This is a genomic window from Aeromonas enterica, assembly GCF_054052465.1.
Genome location: NZ_JBSTYL010000003.1, coordinates 56,349 through 71,433, shown reverse-complemented (window position 1 = coordinate 71,433; position 15,085 = coordinate 56,349). Strand labels below are relative to the sequence as shown.

The following is a 15,085-nucleotide window of genomic DNA, read 5'->3' as shown; positions in this document are numbered from 1 at the left end:
GATCGCCGCCGGAATTACGGCCAACAGCAGCGTGCTGTTCCACTTCGCCATCAAGCTGGAGGATGGTTCCGTTGCGGACAGCACTGCGCTGCATGGCAAACCAGCCCGTTTGCGGATGGGGGATGGCAGCCTGACCAACACCTTCGAGCAGTGCCTGCTGGGCCTGCAACAGGGTGATGCCAAGAGCTTCACGCTGGCGCCGGAGCAGGCGTTCGGCCTCGCCAATCCCGACAACATCTACCATCTGGACAGAGCCAAGTTCGGCACCGATGTGGAGCCCAAGGTCGGCACCATCATACTGTTCGACCAGCCCAATGGCAGCGAGCTGCCCGGCATCATACGGGCGGTGGAAGGCATGTCGGTGACAGTCGATTTCAACCATCCTCTGGCCGGCCATACCGTCACCTTCGAGGTGGAGATCCTGAGTGTTGATGACGAGGAGCAGGTTCACTGATGGACATTTTACTGGCCAATGCCCGTGGCTTCTGTCGCGTTGATGTCGATCGTGCCATTGGCATGAGTGAGGTGCTCTGATGGATATTCTGCTCGCCAATGCCCGTGGCTTCTGTCGCGTTGATGTCGATCGTGCCATTGGCATGAGTGAGGTGCTCTGATGGATATTCTGCTCGCCAATCCCCGTGGCTTCTGTCGCGTTGATGTCGATCGTGCCATCGGCATGAGTGAGGTGTACTGATGGATATTCTGCTCGCCAATCCCCGTGGCTTCTGTGCCGGTGTCGATCGCGCCATCAGCATAGTCGAGAGCGCGCTGGAGAAATTCGGTGCCCCCATCTATGTCCGTCATGAAGTGGTGCACAACCGCTATGTGGTGAACAAGCTGAAAGAGGCGGGAGCCGTGTTCGTCGAGGAGCTGGACGAGGTGCCGGACGACAGCATCGTCATCTTCTCCGCCCACGGCGTGGCCAAGACGGTGCGCGAGATGGCCAAGTCCCGTGCCCTCAAGGTATTTGATGCCACCTGCCCGCTGGTGACCAAGGTACATATGGAAGTCCATCGCGCCAGCCGCAAGGGTTCCGAAGCCGTGCTTATCGGTCACGCGGGTCACCCCGAGGTGATCGGCACCATGGGCCAGTACGAGAACCGCGAAGGCGGCATGTATCTGGTGGAGACGCCGGACGATGTGGCCAAACTCCAGGTGAAGAATCCGGATGATCTCTGCTTCGTCACCCAGACTACCCTGAGTGTGGATGAGACTTCGGATGTGATCGACGCCCTGCGCAAGCAGTTCCCCAAGATCCAGGGGCCGCGCAAGGACGATATCTGTTACGCCACCCAGAACCGCCAGGATGCGGTGCGGGAGATGGCGGGGCTGGTGGACGCCATGCTGGTGGTCGGGTCACGCAACTCTTCCAACTCCAACCGTCTGCGCGAGCTGGCCGAGAAGGTGGGGGCTCGCGCCTACCTGATCGACGATGCCTCCATGATCGAAACCGGCTGGCTGGAGGGGGTCGAGCGCATCGGGGTAACGGCCGGCGCCTCGGCACCGGACGTGCTGGTGCAAAACGTTATCGCCCGCCTGCGCGAGCTGGGCGGCAATATGGTTGTCGAGCACCCGGGTCGCGAAGAGAACGTGGTGTTTGAAGTGCCGCCCGAGCTGCGGATCCTCTGATCCGCATCCTGTTGGTCAGGATGAGATGATGAATCCCGAGCCACCTCCTGCGAGGTGGCTTTTTTATGCATGATTCTTATGAATCTTGTTTACCTGGATGCCGCAGGAACCCAGCGAAAATTGATGATGTATGTCCAAGATTTGAGTAGATTGAATTGCAAGCGAAGCGCTGCAGTCTAGACTGCTGATGAACTTCTCATCTGGCTTGATGGCGCATGGATATGCAAACAAGCCCCTCCACAAAATCAGAGCGAAACAGGATGTTTTTGCGTTCAGGTTTTAGTCTTATCGAGCTGATGGTCACCATAGCGATCGTGTCGATCCTGCTGACCCTGGGAGTCCCCTCCTTTAGTGCGGTATTGCGCAATATCACGCTGACCACCCAGGCCAACAATTTCGTGGCCGCCATCAACCTTGCCCGTTCCGAAGCCATTCGTCGCAACACGGCGGTCACCCTCTCCGCCTCCGCCAGCAACCTGACCCAAAACCACTGGGAATCGGGCTGGCAGATATGGGTCGACAGCAACGGCAATGGCACCCTGGATAACGGTGAGTTGCTGCGGCTCTTCCCCGACATGGGGGCCGGCACTCTGGTCAGCAACAGCTCGCTCTTGCGTTTCAGCGGCAACGGCTTTCTCGATGGCCGTGCGCAGGCAAGCCTGGTGTTCTCTCTGCAGCCACCTGATTGTGAGGCAGAGGCCACACGGGACATCATGATTACGCCAGCCGGGCGCCCATCCATCGTGGAGAGCAGCTGCATATGAAACGCCATCAGGGAGTATCCCTGCTCGAAATCATGATCGCCGTGCTGGTGTTGTCGATCGGTATCCTCGGCATGGCAACCCTGCAACTGCAGGCGCTCAAGAGCAACCAGTCGGCGCTGACCCGGACCGAGGCGACCCAGTACGCCTACATGATCACCGACATGATGCGGGCCAATCGCAGCGCGGCCCTGCTCGGCCAGTACAACGTGGGGCTGGGGGAGGTGGTCTCCGGCAGTACGATGGCCATGTTGGATCTGCAGTACTGGAAACAGGCGCTGACAGGCCTGCCGAGCGGCGATGGCGCCATTGTGATCAGCGCGGGGCAGGCCACCATCACCATCCAGTGGGACAGCAGTCGGCTGCCGACCGAGCCTTCGTTGCGCAGTATGACGCTGAGGACGGATCTATGAGCGGGCGCCCGTCACTGCGACATCAGGCCGGGGTCGGTCTGGTGGAGGTCATGATAGCGCTGGTGCTGTCTCTGCTGACGGTGGGCATCATCATTCAGGTTCTTTTGGGTAATCATAAGACTTACCTGACTGGCGAGGCCATCGCCCGGGTGCAGGAAGACAGCCGATTTGCCGTCAACCTGCTGCAAAAAGAGCTGAGAATGGTGGGTTATCAGGGGTGTCTGAGCAAGCAGGGGGTGAACATCACCAATACCCTCACCGGCGGCGGGACTGCGCTGCCCTACAACTTCACCGTCTATCTGCGCGGCTATGACAATGTCACCGCCACTCTGCCCACCGCCTTGTCTGCCCTGTTCACCGCAGGCGAGCCCAAGCCCAGGTCGGGTAGCGACGTCTTGTTGATCCAGGGGCCGACCGGGGCCGGGGTGCCGGTGACTCGCAACAACAGCGCCGCCCAGCTGTTCGTGCAGCAGATCTCCAGCAAGGCGAACTACTGTGGCACCGGCAAGCAGGGTTACAGCGACCTGTGCGAGGGGGACATCGTCATGGTCTCCGATTGCCAGAAGGCCCGGATCTTCCAGATCACCCAGACCCAGGTGGTGGGGGCGGGGACCGAGGTCAACATAGGCCACTCCAATGACAACAAATACACCCCAGGCAATGCTATCAGCTCCTGGGGCGGGGCCAGCAGCCCGGTCGAGGAGCGCTTTGGTGCCGGTTCGATACTGAGCCGGATGGAAACCCGGATCTATTACATTGCCCGCGCCTCGGCCACCGCCCCCTACAGCCTCTATCGCAAGAGTGGTCTCGCCGCCGGCATGCCGCTGGTCGAAGGGGTGACCGATATTCAGCTGACCTTCGGCGAGGATCAGAATCGGGATCGGGCGGCGGATCGTTACGTGAGCGCCGCCAGCAATCCGAACTGGGACAACGTGCTGGGGATTGGTGTCCAGCTCTTGATGCGCAGCGCTCAGGGCAATGTGGTGTCGGACCCGCAGGCCATCAGCTTTGCCGGTGCGACCTTCCAGGCAACCGACAGCCACTGGTACTGGGTGGCCGAGACCACGGTCGCTCTGCGTAACCGGCTGCCATGAGGATGGAACCTATGATGCATCGACAGCAGGGAATGGCGCTGGTGATCAGCCTGATTTTTCTGGCCATGGTGAGCCTGCTGGCGATGGCCAGCATGCAGGGCGCACTGTTGCAGGAGAAGATGGCGGGCAACCAGAAGGAGTCGCTGCAGGCGCTGCAGGCGGCGGAGGCCGGTTTGCGTGCCGCCGAGCGCTATCTGGAAGCCGGTAATTCAGGCCCCTATGACAACAGCGCCGGTTTGTACGAGTTCGTCACAGTGGCGGTGGATCCCGCGTCTCCCTCCACGGCCTGGCGTACCTATGCCAACAGCGGTCTGGCGGGGCGCGCCCCCGAGTACTTCATCGAACGACTGCCCTACACCCAGGCAGGCAACGAGAGTCTGGCGGTCGACGAACCCATAGGCGAGCGTCGCCTCTATCGCATCACGGCAAGGGGATTCGGCCTCTCGGATGAGAGCCGGGTGCTGTTGCAATCGACCTACAGCCGCTAGGAGGGCCACCCATGCGTGCGTTTGGCTACGGATTTTCGGCCTTGCTGCTCTGCTCGTCGGTGCAGGCCGCGCTCGATATTGCCCAGGTTCCTCTCTATCTCGGTACTCGGGCCGAACCCAACATCATGTTCAGCCTCGATGATTCCGGCTCCATGCATTTTGAGTTGATGCCGGAGGGGCTGATCGAAAACAGTGCTCGCTACGTCTATCCTCGTGCCGACAACGTGTATGGCAGCGAGGACTATGACAACCGGACCGTGACCTTCACCGGCAACAACGACCGCAACGCCTATACCCGCTCGAGCAACAACAACAAACTCTACTACAACCCGCAGCAGAGCTACCGCCCCTGGGCCAAGGCGGATGGCACCCTGATGGCGAATGCCAGCATCAGCTGTGCGCCGCACAATCCGTTCAATACGGCAGCAGGTTGCCGTGACCTCACCACGAACAATCGGTCGAGATCGCTGCGTTACTACACCGGATTCTCCTCCAGCGACTACAACAGTGACGAGACGTTCTGGCCCGCCGTCTACTTTGCCTACAAAGGCAGTGGCGATGTGAAAAAGGTGGGTAGCTACACCCGGGTCGAGATCAAGTCGGGCAGTACCTATGGCGGACGTCCCAACCGCAGCGACTGCAAAAGCGTGCCTGTCTGCAGCTATGACGAGGAGATCCAGAATTTCGCCAACTGGTACACCTACTATCGTTCCCGGATCCTGGCAGCCAGAGCCGGGGTCGGCCGTGCCTTTGCCAGTCAGGGGCAGGCCCTGCGGGTGGGCTTTGCCACCATCAATGCCAGCGGCAGCGTGATCCGCGGCGTAGCGCCTTTCTCCGGCACCGATCGCAGTGCATTTTTCAGCGACCTTTACAGTCGCGACATTCTGGCGTCCGGTACGCCCCTGCGCACCAGTCTGAAGGATGTGGGGGAGTATTTCTCTCGCACCGACAACAATGGCCCTTGGGCAGCCAGTGCCAGCAGCACCTTGCCCCACCTCACCTGCCGCCAGAGTTACAACATTCTGATGACGGATGGCTACTGGAACGGAGACACCCCTGCGGTAGGGGATCAGGACAAGGACGGCTACAGCAATACCCTGGCCGACGTAGCCTACAAGTATTGGAAGACTGACCTGCGTACCGATCTGGCCGACAAGGTGCCGACCAGCACGGCGGATCCCGCCAACTGGCAGCATCTGGTCAATTTCACCGTCGGGCTGGGAGTGAATGGCTCGCTCAATCCGGCCAACGGCATCCCGAGCAGCTGGCCCAATCCCCATGATCCGGATGACAAGGAGTACAAGAATGCGCCCTATATTCCGGAGTACAAGATCGATGACTTGTGGCACGCGGCGCTCAACAGCAAGGGAAATTTCTTCAGCGCCGCTGACCCAGACACCTTTGCTACGGCCCTGAGCAGTACCCTGGCCCAGATAGCGGCCCGCAACAGCTCCGCCAGCTCGGTGACTGCCAATGCAACCCGGCTGGACAGCAATACCCACATCTATCAGGCCCGCTACAACAGCGGGGACTGGTCGGGGCAGCTGGTTTCCATTCCCCTCAACAGCGATGGTTCGCTGGGCTCCATGGCTTGGGATGCAGCGACGCTGATCCCGGCACACACGTCCCGCAGCATCTTTACCCGGCAAAACGGGGTCGGCATTCCCTTCACGTGGGCCGATCTCAATGCCACCAACCGTGCCCTGTTCAACCTTGCCGGCGACAACCAGGCGGAAAATCGGGTTGCCTATCTGCGCGGTGACCGCAGCCGTGAGCAAAGCAATGGTGGTCTGTTTCGCAGCCGCAGCGATCTGCTGGGGGACATCATCAACTCGGATCCCGTCTATGTGGGGGCCCGGGATTACGGTTATGCCAGCGCTACCGGCTTGACCCAGACGGAGCGTGACAGCTACCAGACGTTCCTCGGCTCGACGGCCATCACCCGTCGTACCCCCATGCTCTACGTGGGGGCCAACGACGGTATGCTGCATGGTTTTCGCGTCGCCAACGGCGTCGAGAAGCTGGCCTACATTCCCGCCAGCCTGCTGGGGGATCTGAGCCTGTTGACCAAGCCTGATTACAGCCACCGTTACTATGTGGACGGGACACCCAAGGTGGGCGATGCCTATCTTGGCAGCAACTGGAAAACGGTTCTGCTGGGGTCGACGGGAGCCGGCGGCAAGGCGGTATTCGCCATCGACGTGACGTCACCGGATAATTTCACCGCCGACAAGATGCTGTGGGAGTTCACCAATGTCGAGATGGGGGTAGCACTGGCGGCACCGACGCTGGTCAGGGTCAAGTCAGGCAGCAAGTGGGTGGCATTGGTGGCCAATGGTTACAACAGTACCAGCCAGACGGCGCGCCTGTTCGTGCTGGACCTGGCAACCGGTGCAGTGATCAAGGAGATAGATACCCAGGTGGGGTCGGCCAGCGAGCCAAATGGCCTCTCTTCCCCCTTGCCGGTGGATGAGGATGGCGATCGGGTGGCTGACTATGTCTATGCCGGCGATCTGCAGGGCAACCTGTGGAAGTTTGATCTGACTGACAACAATAGCACCCAGTGGGGCAGCGCCTTCAAGACCGGCAACAAGCCCAAGCCGCTGTTCCAAGCCTGTAATGGTATCTGCTCGGCCGGTACGCGCCAGCCCATCACCATGCGGCCACTGGCGATCCGCCATCCCAAGGGGGGGATCATGGTGCTGATGGGGACGGGCAGCTATTTCACCAATGACGACAAGTTGCTGCCGGCGACCCCCAGGCTGGAAGCCGTCTACGGCATCTGGGATACGGGAGCCACCGTGCTCAGCAGCCAGCTGTTACAGCAGAGCATCACCCACGAATACTCCGCCAATGGCACCACCATCAAGTTCAATGTGCGTGTAGTGTCCAACACGGCGGTCAACTACACCAGCCAGAAGGGATGGTACTTGGTCTTGAAGTCGCCCGGTCTGAGCAAGGGGGTGGGGGAGCGAGCCGTTTCAGAGATGCTTTACCGCAACAAGCGGCTGATCTTCAACACCCTGATCCCCTCGGCGGATGCGTGTGACTTTGGCGGCCGCTCCTGGTTGATGGAGCTGGATCCCGTGTCGGGGGCCCGTTTGACCTATTCGGTATTCGATGTCAATGGTGACGGTGCCGTCAACGATGACGACTATGTGGGGATCAAAGATGATGCCGGCAATGACGTCAAGGTGCCGGTCAGTGGCAAGCAATTTGACGAACTCACCACGACCCCGAGCGTGGTGGAGGATGCGGACATGGAGCGTAAATACATCAGTGGATCCAGTGGCAACATTTCGGTCACGCTGGAAGAGGGGGCGGGCGATCTGGGCGGTCGTCAATCCTGGTTGCAACTGGAGTAGAGGTTGGCATGGAACGTGGATTTTCCCTGATGGAGTTGATGATTGCGGTGGCCGTGATGGCCATCCTGACCGTGATCGCCTACCCCAGTTACAACAACTACATCGCCTCGGCCAAACGGGCCGAAGCCAGGGCGGCTTTGCTGGAAGCCGCCCAATATCTGGAACGGCAGTTTACCGCCGAGGGCAACTATGATGGCGGCAACCTGGCTTCAGCCGGGTTGGCCTCCTTGCCCAGGGATGGTGGGACGGCTTATTACAATCTGGCACTCGATGCCAGTGGGGGCCGTTATACCCTGACGGCGATTCCGACCGGAGTCATGAATGGTGACCCCTGCGGTCTGCTGACTCTGGATCAGGGCGGGCAGCAAGGGGTGTCAGGTGCCACCATGACAGCGGCAGAGTGCTGGTAGGGTGTCAATACCGGTCGCTTGTTACCAGCAATCGGCCGGTGTCTTGGTATCGGCCTTGTTGAGGGTCAGAGTATCGCAGGCAGTGCTGCCGGCCTTGTCTCCGACCTGAGCCCCTTTGGTGGTGGCGATCAGGGAATAGGCGGTTGCGGTCGCCCCTGAAATGGTGAAGGTGTAGTAATCGCTGACAGGGTTGCCCACCTGGGAGGGGGTGGCGCTATAGCTGGTATTGGAGACCCGAAACTCTTCCTGCTTGAGCTGCATGCTGAGCAATCCCTTGAAGGCTTCGGCTCGGCGCGATTTGCGCAAGCCATCGGTAAAGCTGGGATAGGCGATCGACGCAATGATGGCGACGATAGCAACAACAACGATCAGTTCTAGCAGCGTGATACCTGATTGTTTGATTCTCATGGGCGGCATGGTTCGTGAAACAGGTTGATACTATAGGATAGTACTGACAGTACGCTCTACTGGCATGAGCAAAAAGAAAGGAGTCTTGAGCTAATGGAATGCACAGAGGGCAGATCCGCCGGTTTTACCCTGATCGAACTGATGGTTGCTCTGGCCTTGGTCGCTTTGCTGTTGACCGTGGCCATCCCCAGTTATCAATCGCTGCGCCAGGATCAAATGGTCAAGGCGGCGACGCAGGCCGTCTATACGGACGTGATGCTTCTCAAATCCGAAGCGCTCAAGCGCAATAAACCCATTACATTCAAAATATTCAATGCGGGGCATGCTAATTGGTGCTACCGCATTGCTATCGATACATCCTGTAGCAGTTGTGCCGACTCCTGTGCTGTCATTGAAGGTCGGAAGGGGGTCGATGCCAGCGAGTTTCATGGGATTATCTTGACGACAAACTATGAGTTATCGGGTTTTGAAAGCGCGATTGAGATTAATAATCGCCGTGGCGTATTCAAAGACCTACATGGCAGCCTAGGAAATGGTTCCATTTGTCTAAAAAGTGGGACGTCTGAATACAGGGTTATTATTGCCTCGAATGGACGTATCCGAACCGAGCAAGTAACGGGAGCATCTCCATGCGATTGATGGCTCGAGGCTTCAACCTGGTCGAATTGATGGTCGCCATGGTGGCTGGACTGTTGCTGGTGGCGGCAGTCATCTCCTTGTTCGCGACTATCCTCAAGGCCAATTATACCGCTATGCAGACCAGTCGCCTGAATCAGGAGATCCAGCTACTGACGGACATGATAGCGCGCGATATTCAGCGAGCTGGTTATGATGCCACTGCGACCCAGTTTCTTGCCGCTCCATCCGGCAGCCGCTCCAGTTTCTATTTTGATGCGGCAACGGATCTGATGAATGAAACGGCGACGGGATCGGGCCTATACACCTGTATCAGGGTGCGCTATGACAATGATGACAATGGTGTACTGAGTACGGGTGACACTCTGCTTTACAGTTTCAGCAGTGCAGACAAGGGGATAAAACAGGGTACGGGAGCCACTACATGTGGCAACGGCAGTTTCATCTCTACCGATGACACCATAGAGATAACGGCCATGACACTCAGGTTGCTGCCGAGCAGTCAGGTCAGTGGTGCGCGAGCGCTGCAGTTGATGATGAGCGGCCGCTTCAAATCTGCACCTGCATTGACGTTGAATCTGCAGCGGGACATCAAATTGCGTAATGATGGGTACTGATATGCGCCGACAGTCCGGTTTTACCACCTTTACCATCACCTTGTTGCTGATGTTGATCTTGCTGGGTATTTCACTGCTGGTTGGCAAGATGCTGGTCGCTGATCGGCGGGTGACCCTCAACGAAGTGCTTTATCGCCAAGCCATGGCGATGGCGGAAGTGGGGCTGGCGGATGGGCTTGGGCGACTAACACTGGACCCGGCTTGGCGAACCAGCGGCGCAACAACCACGTTGACAACGGGGAGCTATGTGCTTTCCGTTGCAGATGATCCACCTTCTATTGCTGTAGGTTCAACAACCGTGATGCCAATCGCCGTGAGTTCTACTGCAACATTGAACGATACGCAGGCAGAGGCCGTAGTTAGAACAAAAGTTGTTCGGTTCAGTGTGTTGGCCGGTACCCCTGCGGCCCCCCTGACCGTTGCAGGTGGCATGGCGGTTGGCGGCAACTTCACCATTGTGGCCAACCCCAATGGCGGTGGTCTTGGGGTTCCTCTGTCGGTCTGGACCAGTGGCAACGTCGATCTCATCACGGGCACGGGTCAAACTTGTCATCAAGGTGACTATGACGGTGGCTGTTCTGCCAACATCAGCCAAAAGGGGGATAAACAGTCAGATATCAAGGACAACGACACCTCTTTTCCGACGGATCTGGTTTGGTATCTGTTTAATGAAAAGGATGACGCAAACGGCTGGGCCAATCTGGAGGCTCGGGCCACTCAAAGACTGACTGACTGCAGTTCGCTTGGTCCTGCATCAACCGGACTCATCATAGTGGATGGTGACTGCAAGCCCTCTGCCAATGTAGGTTCCGAAACGGCACCGGTCATTTTGATCGTACGCAACGGCAATCTGGCGGTGAATGGCAACACTGTGTTGTACGGCCTGGTCTTTGCCTACTCATCCAATCCGGCTGCGGCCGGAACGGATGTGAAGCTGACTGGGGGGGCCATAGTGCACGGCGCCATGGTATCCAATTATCAGCTGGGAAATGCCAACGGCACCTATGATGCAAAGTTCGATGCCAGTGTATTGAGTAACATCTCGAATGGCGCCGCTTTCCAGGTCGTAAATCAGGTGCCTGGCAGTTGGCGGGACTGGTAGAGGAAGATGACGATGAATAGGCAAAAAGGATTTGGCCTGCTTGAGATTTTGATCACGCTGGTCGTGCTGGGAGTGGGCATCGTCGGCTTGGTTGCCATGTCGAAGTCGGCGCTGACAGTGTCGCAGGATGGACGTCGCTATGAGACGGCGATGCGGTTGGCGGAGTCAAAGCTGGACGAGTTTCGCAACTTCAATGGTGTGGTGAGCGCAACGGCGCCGCTGACGGCTTATAACCAAATCACCTCGGCAAGTGCTGCCGTAACTCTGTCTGGAGAGCCCTACTCGGTAACCTGGACGGTGGCCAATCAGTATCTGAATGGCTCAAATTGGCAAAACGTGGCACCGACGGGTTATCGCCTCAGCTACCCCGGACGCAAGGCGATCACGGTCAACGTCGGCTGGACAGACAGCGAAGGACAGACCCGGACGCTGCAATTGGCGGGTAATGTCTCGCCCATCGAATCATTGAGTTCTGCTCAGCTGGATGGCGGCTTGAATACGGCGAGGCAGGGCCCCAAGGTCAATTACACGCCAGGGGTTGCACCGGATGTCATTTCGGTCGAGTTGGGAGATGGCAACAAACAGGAGACAAGCAAGCCGTTGCCTACAGTGACATCAAAAGATGGACAGGTCGGCAAATTGGTCCAGTTCGAGACGGTGACCTACAAGCCAGCGGCGGGAGGCAACACCCAGCAGGTGTTGCAGGATATGGCTTCAGTTTCTTGCTCATGTAGTTACGGATCCAGCCTGACGGCCTATTTGCCTGGACAGGTCTACAGTTCGGCCAGCAATCAGTTGTACTGGAAAGCGGGAACGATGCAGAGCAAGACCACAGGGACGCTCGACAGCAGCGTCAATGGCCAGCCCACTCTCTGCACCAGTTGCTGCAAGGATCACTTCGATGGCAGCGGTTCGAGTTTCGGCAACTTCTATGCCCCGCTCAATACCAGCAGGGTACGTTACAACAGCAGTTTGAGCACGGCGAGCAGCGGCAAATATGTGGATGCCTGTCGTTTTGTCCGGCTGGATGGTTATTACCGTCCTCTGCCTGACTGGAACTTGGCCAAGGTAGTGGTCACCACTGCTGATTTTCTGGCTAAACCTGCCAATCAGGCCAGCTATCAGAAATACATCAAGTATGTGGTCAAGACCTATATCGATTGGCAGAAGTCGACCCTGAACTGGACCCAAGGGACATCCGCCACTCTGCCGTCCATTACTGACTTTTCGGCCTGGCTGGCCTCCAGCGCGGAAGCCGGGGGAGATACCACGACCGGGATCACCGTCAGCACGGGCACGGCGCAACTCATCGCCCGCGGCATCTATGTGGACGTGCTCGACCCTGTCTATCTGGTTGGCATTGACACCAGCGCGACGGACTATCTGACCAAGGTGCCGTTTCAGGATATCAACCTGACCATGCTGGCAGAGTGGGCCATGGGGCCGCTGACCCTGCTGACCGGCAGCGCCACCGATTACGCGACCGTTACCAATGAAGCGGTGAAAACAGTGGTGGATCTCAATAACTACTATTTCGGCAGTTACAGTCGCGGTTATATGACGGCGAAAAAATCGACCAAAGATAGCAATCAGGTACTGCGGGACGTCACGATACGGGTTACCGCCTATCAGGGGAACTCGGGGATCACCGCTTCGCTGATCTCCCCGCGGGATCAATCATTGGCATTGAGTGCCGACATGCTGGTGAAAATCGATGCAAGCCAGCAGACGGTACCGACCATCAAGGTCGGTGGGCGGATCGAGTGTTTGACGCGGGGAAATGGTAAAAATGCACCGCCAGTGGCCTGCAGCAAGAACACCTTCAACAACCTGAGCATCAGCACGCCAAACTCGGGGGCGACCTGCCGTATCGACAAACCGCAGGCGAACAACCAGCCCGCAGCCTATCTGTGCGAGGCCCCGGAAAATGCGACGCTGGCCATCAATCTTTCCTACACCAATCAGGGCAGCACTACCTATATGCTGCAGCCGCCCTCTTTCAGCGTGCAGATGACGCCACAGCCCAACAATCAGGTGTTGAGCGGGCCCTGTTCCCTGCTGGTGGACAATGGCGTCACCAACGCTGCCAACCTGACTTGCACCCCTTGAGCCTTGGGCGCTGGCACAGCCAGCGCCTTTTCTTTATCATTCCCCATCATTTTCGATTTTAAGATGTATCGCCATGGCAAAAGCCCTCTCTCTGATGCTTGCCCAGTTGAATCTGACGGTAGGCGCCATCGAAGATAACTGTGACAAGGTGCTGGCTGCGGCCGCCCAGGCCGAGCAGCAAGGTGCTGATCTGCTGGTGTGCTCCGAGCTGGCCCTGACCGGCTACCCGCCGGAGGATCTGCTGTTGCGTGCCGATCTGATGATACGGGTCGACGCTGCGCTGGCTCGCATCGCGGCCTGGCAGGGCAAGTGTGCCATTCTGGTGGGTCACCCCTGGCGTGAGGGGGCTGCGCTCCATAATGCGGCTTCTCTCTATGAGCAGGGCAAGCTTATCGCCCGTTACTTCAAGCAGGATCTGCCCAACTACGGAGTATTCGACGAGAAGCGCTACTTCACCGCAGGCACGGATAGCTGCGTGGTGCCCTTCCGTGGTCATCAGCTGGGACTGCTTATCTGCGAAGATCTGTGGCAACCGGGCCCGGCGCTGGCCGCCAAGGCGGCGGGAGCCGAGCTGCTGCTCACCATCAATGCCTCGCCCTACGATCAGGAGAAACCCTGGATCCGCCATGAGCTGATGACGACCCGCTGTCACCAGACAGGTTTGCCGCTGGTCTATCTCAATCAGGTGTGTGGCCAGGACGAGCTGATTTTCGACGGTTGTTCCAAGGTGTTCAACGGTCGGGGCGAGCTGACCCATAAATTGGCTCCGTTTGCCGAAGAGCTGGCGCTGGTGCGCTTTGCCGCCGGGCAGCCGCTGAAAGAACGTGAGCCTGCCGCGTCGCTCGACCCTTTGGCCGAGACCTATCAGGCACTGGTGCTGGCGGTGCGTGACTACATCACCAAAAACGGTTTTCAGGGGGCCGTGCTGGGTCTCTCCGGCGGTATCGATTCCGCCCTGACCCTGACCATCGCCGCCGATGCCATAGGTGCGGACAAGGTGCAGGCGGTGATGATGCCGTTCCGCTACACAGCCCAGATGAGTGTGGAGGATGCCAAGGAGCAGGCCGAGCGGATGGGGGTCGAGTTCGACATCATCTCCATCGAGCCCATGTTCGAAGGTTTCATGACCCAGCTGGCACCGCTGTTTGCCGGCACAGCCCGGGATACCACGGAAGAGAACCTGCAGGCTCGCTGCCGTGGCGTGCTCTTGATGGCGCTCTCCAACAAGCGTCGGCGCATAGTGCTGACCACGGGCAACAAGAGCGAGATGGCCGTGGGTTATGCCACCCTGTATGGTGACATGGCGGGCGGTTTCGACGTGCTCAAGGACGTGCCCAAGACGCTGGTCTTCAAATTGTGCGAATATCGCAACTCGGTCGATTACGTGATCCCGCAGCGGGTCATCGACCGTCCCCCCTCGGCAGAGCTTGCGCCAGACCAGGTGGATCAGGACAGCCTGCCCCCCTACGACATCCTGGATGCCATCCTCAAGCGCTACGTGGAAGAGGATGCCTCGGTCGCCGATCTGGTGGCAGAGGGATTCGAGGAGGCGGTGGTGCGCAAGGTGATCCGGCTGGTGGATCTCAACGAATACAAGCGCCGTCAGGCCGCCGTCGGGCCCCGTATCACGGCCCGCAACTTTGGTAAGGATCGCCGTTACCCCATCACATCCGGGTTTGGCAAACAGAACTGGTAAGGAGTCACCATGAAGAAGATTGAAGCCATCATCAAACCGTTCAAGCTGGACGATGTGCGCGAGGCCCTGGCCGAGATCGGCATCAACGGCATGACGGTATCCGAAGTCAAAGGCTTCGGCCGCCAGAAAGGGCACACCGAGCTCTATCGCGGCGCCGAATACATGGTGGATTTCCTGCCGAAGGTGAAGGTGGAGCTGGTGGTGCAGGACGAGGATCTCGATGCCTGCCTGGAAGCCATCCAGAACACTGCCCGCACCGGCAAGATAGGTGACGGCAAGATTTTCGTCTGCGAGGTGGAACGGGTCATTCGTATTCGTACCGGCGAAGAGAACGAAGACGCGATTTGATGTGATGCA

The 15,085-nt window shown here is 58.5% G+C and carries 15 protein-coding genes; 14 read left to right on the top strand and 1 reads right to left on the bottom strand.

The genetic code is table 11. The features are described 5' to 3' along the window. The first annotated feature begins 1 nt into the window (after position 1). From fkpB to tppA, 8 genes are all read left to right on the top strand, one after another. On the top strand, positions 2-454 hold the full coding sequence (gene fkpB / locus ACW5XD_RS04405; protein WP_456494063.1) for an FKBP-type peptidyl-prolyl cis-trans isomerase: 453 nt from the start codon (positions 2-4) through the stop codon (positions 452-454). Between the two features lie 239 nt (positions 455-693). Then, positions 694-1,629, top strand: a complete 936-nt coding sequence (gene ispH / locus ACW5XD_RS04400) for a 4-hydroxy-3-methylbut-2-enyl diphosphate reductase (RefSeq protein WP_043557522.1) — start codon at positions 694-696, stop codon at positions 1,627-1,629. Positions 1,630-1,889: 260 nt separating this feature from the next. Further along, positions 1,890-2,393, top strand: a complete 504-nt coding sequence (tppE, locus tag ACW5XD_RS04395; protein WP_456493804.1) for a type IVa pilus pseudopilin TppE — start codon at positions 1,890-1,892, stop codon at positions 2,391-2,393. Beyond that, complete coding sequence (gene pilV, locus ACW5XD_RS04390) at positions 2,390-2,803, top strand: type IV pilus modification protein PilV (RefSeq protein ID WP_456493803.1); 414 nt, start codon at positions 2,390-2,392, stop codon at positions 2,801-2,803. Before tppE ends, pilV begins: the two co-directional genes overlap by 4 nt. Then, positions 2,800-3,897: a PilW family protein gene (locus ACW5XD_RS04385; protein WP_456493802.1), complete on the top strand. Its 1,098-nt coding sequence runs from the start codon at positions 2,800-2,802 to the stop codon at positions 3,895-3,897. The genes pilV and ACW5XD_RS04385 overlap by 4 nt, the downstream gene beginning before the upstream one ends. 11 nt (positions 3,898-3,908) lie before the next feature. Next, positions 3,909-4,385 carry a pilus assembly PilX family protein gene (locus ACW5XD_RS04380; RefSeq protein ID WP_456493801.1) on the top strand — a complete coding sequence of 159 codons (477 nt, stop codon included), beginning with the start codon at positions 3,909-3,911 and terminating at the stop codon, positions 4,383-4,385. An 11-nt stretch (positions 4,386-4,396) separates the two neighbouring features. Then, complete coding sequence (locus tag ACW5XD_RS04375; RefSeq protein ID WP_456493800.1) at positions 4,397-7,750, top strand: pilus assembly protein; 3,354 nt, start codon at positions 4,397-4,399, stop codon at positions 7,748-7,750. Positions 7,751-7,758: 8 nt separating this feature from the next. After that, positions 7,759-8,160, top strand: a complete 402-nt coding sequence (gene tppA, locus ACW5XD_RS04370) for a type IVa pilus pseudopilin TppA (protein WP_456493799.1) — start codon at positions 7,759-7,761, stop codon at positions 8,158-8,160. 21 nt (positions 8,161-8,181) lie between these two features. On the opposite strand, the gene ACW5XD_RS04365 is transcribed toward tppA, so the two are convergent. Next, complete coding sequence (locus ACW5XD_RS04365) at positions 8,182-8,568, bottom strand: type IV pilin protein (protein WP_456493798.1); 387 nt, start codon at positions 8,566-8,568, stop codon at positions 8,182-8,184. Positions 8,569-8,661: 93 nt separating this feature from the next. On the opposite strand from ACW5XD_RS04365, the gene ACW5XD_RS04360 reads away from it, so the two are divergent. From ACW5XD_RS04360 to glnB, 6 genes are all read left to right on the top strand, one after another. Next, positions 8,662-9,207 (top strand): GspH/FimT family pseudopilin, encoded by a 546-nt coding sequence (locus ACW5XD_RS04360; RefSeq protein ID WP_456493797.1) that lies wholly within the window; start codon positions 8,662-8,664, stop codon positions 9,205-9,207. Then, positions 9,198-9,821: a prepilin-type N-terminal cleavage/methylation domain-containing protein gene (locus ACW5XD_RS04355; protein ID WP_456493796.1), complete on the top strand. Its 624-nt coding sequence runs from the start codon at positions 9,198-9,200 to the stop codon at positions 9,819-9,821. The genes ACW5XD_RS04360 and ACW5XD_RS04355 overlap by 10 nt, the downstream gene beginning before the upstream one ends. A gap of 1 nt (position 9,822) precedes the next feature. Further along, on the top strand, positions 9,823-10,923 hold the full coding sequence (locus ACW5XD_RS04350) for a PilX N-terminal domain-containing pilus assembly protein (RefSeq protein WP_456493795.1): 1,101 nt from the start codon (positions 9,823-9,825) through the stop codon (positions 10,921-10,923). A 12-nt stretch (positions 10,924-10,935) separates the two neighbouring features. Beyond that, positions 10,936-13,032, top strand: coding sequence for a type IV pilus modification PilV family protein (locus tag ACW5XD_RS04345; protein WP_456493794.1), 2,097 nt, complete (start codon positions 10,936-10,938; stop codon positions 13,030-13,032). A 73-nt stretch (positions 13,033-13,105) separates the two neighbouring features. Next, a complete protein-coding gene (locus tag ACW5XD_RS04340) occupies positions 13,106-14,728 on the top strand; it encodes an NAD+ synthase (protein WP_456493793.1) in 1,623 nt (540 codons plus the stop codon). A 9-nt stretch (positions 14,729-14,737) separates the two neighbouring features. Beyond that, on the top strand, positions 14,738-15,076 hold the full coding sequence (glnB, locus tag ACW5XD_RS04335) for a nitrogen regulatory protein P-II (RefSeq protein ID WP_005308848.1): 339 nt from the start codon (positions 14,738-14,740) through the stop codon (positions 15,074-15,076). Positions 15,077-15,085 lie beyond the last annotated feature (9 nt).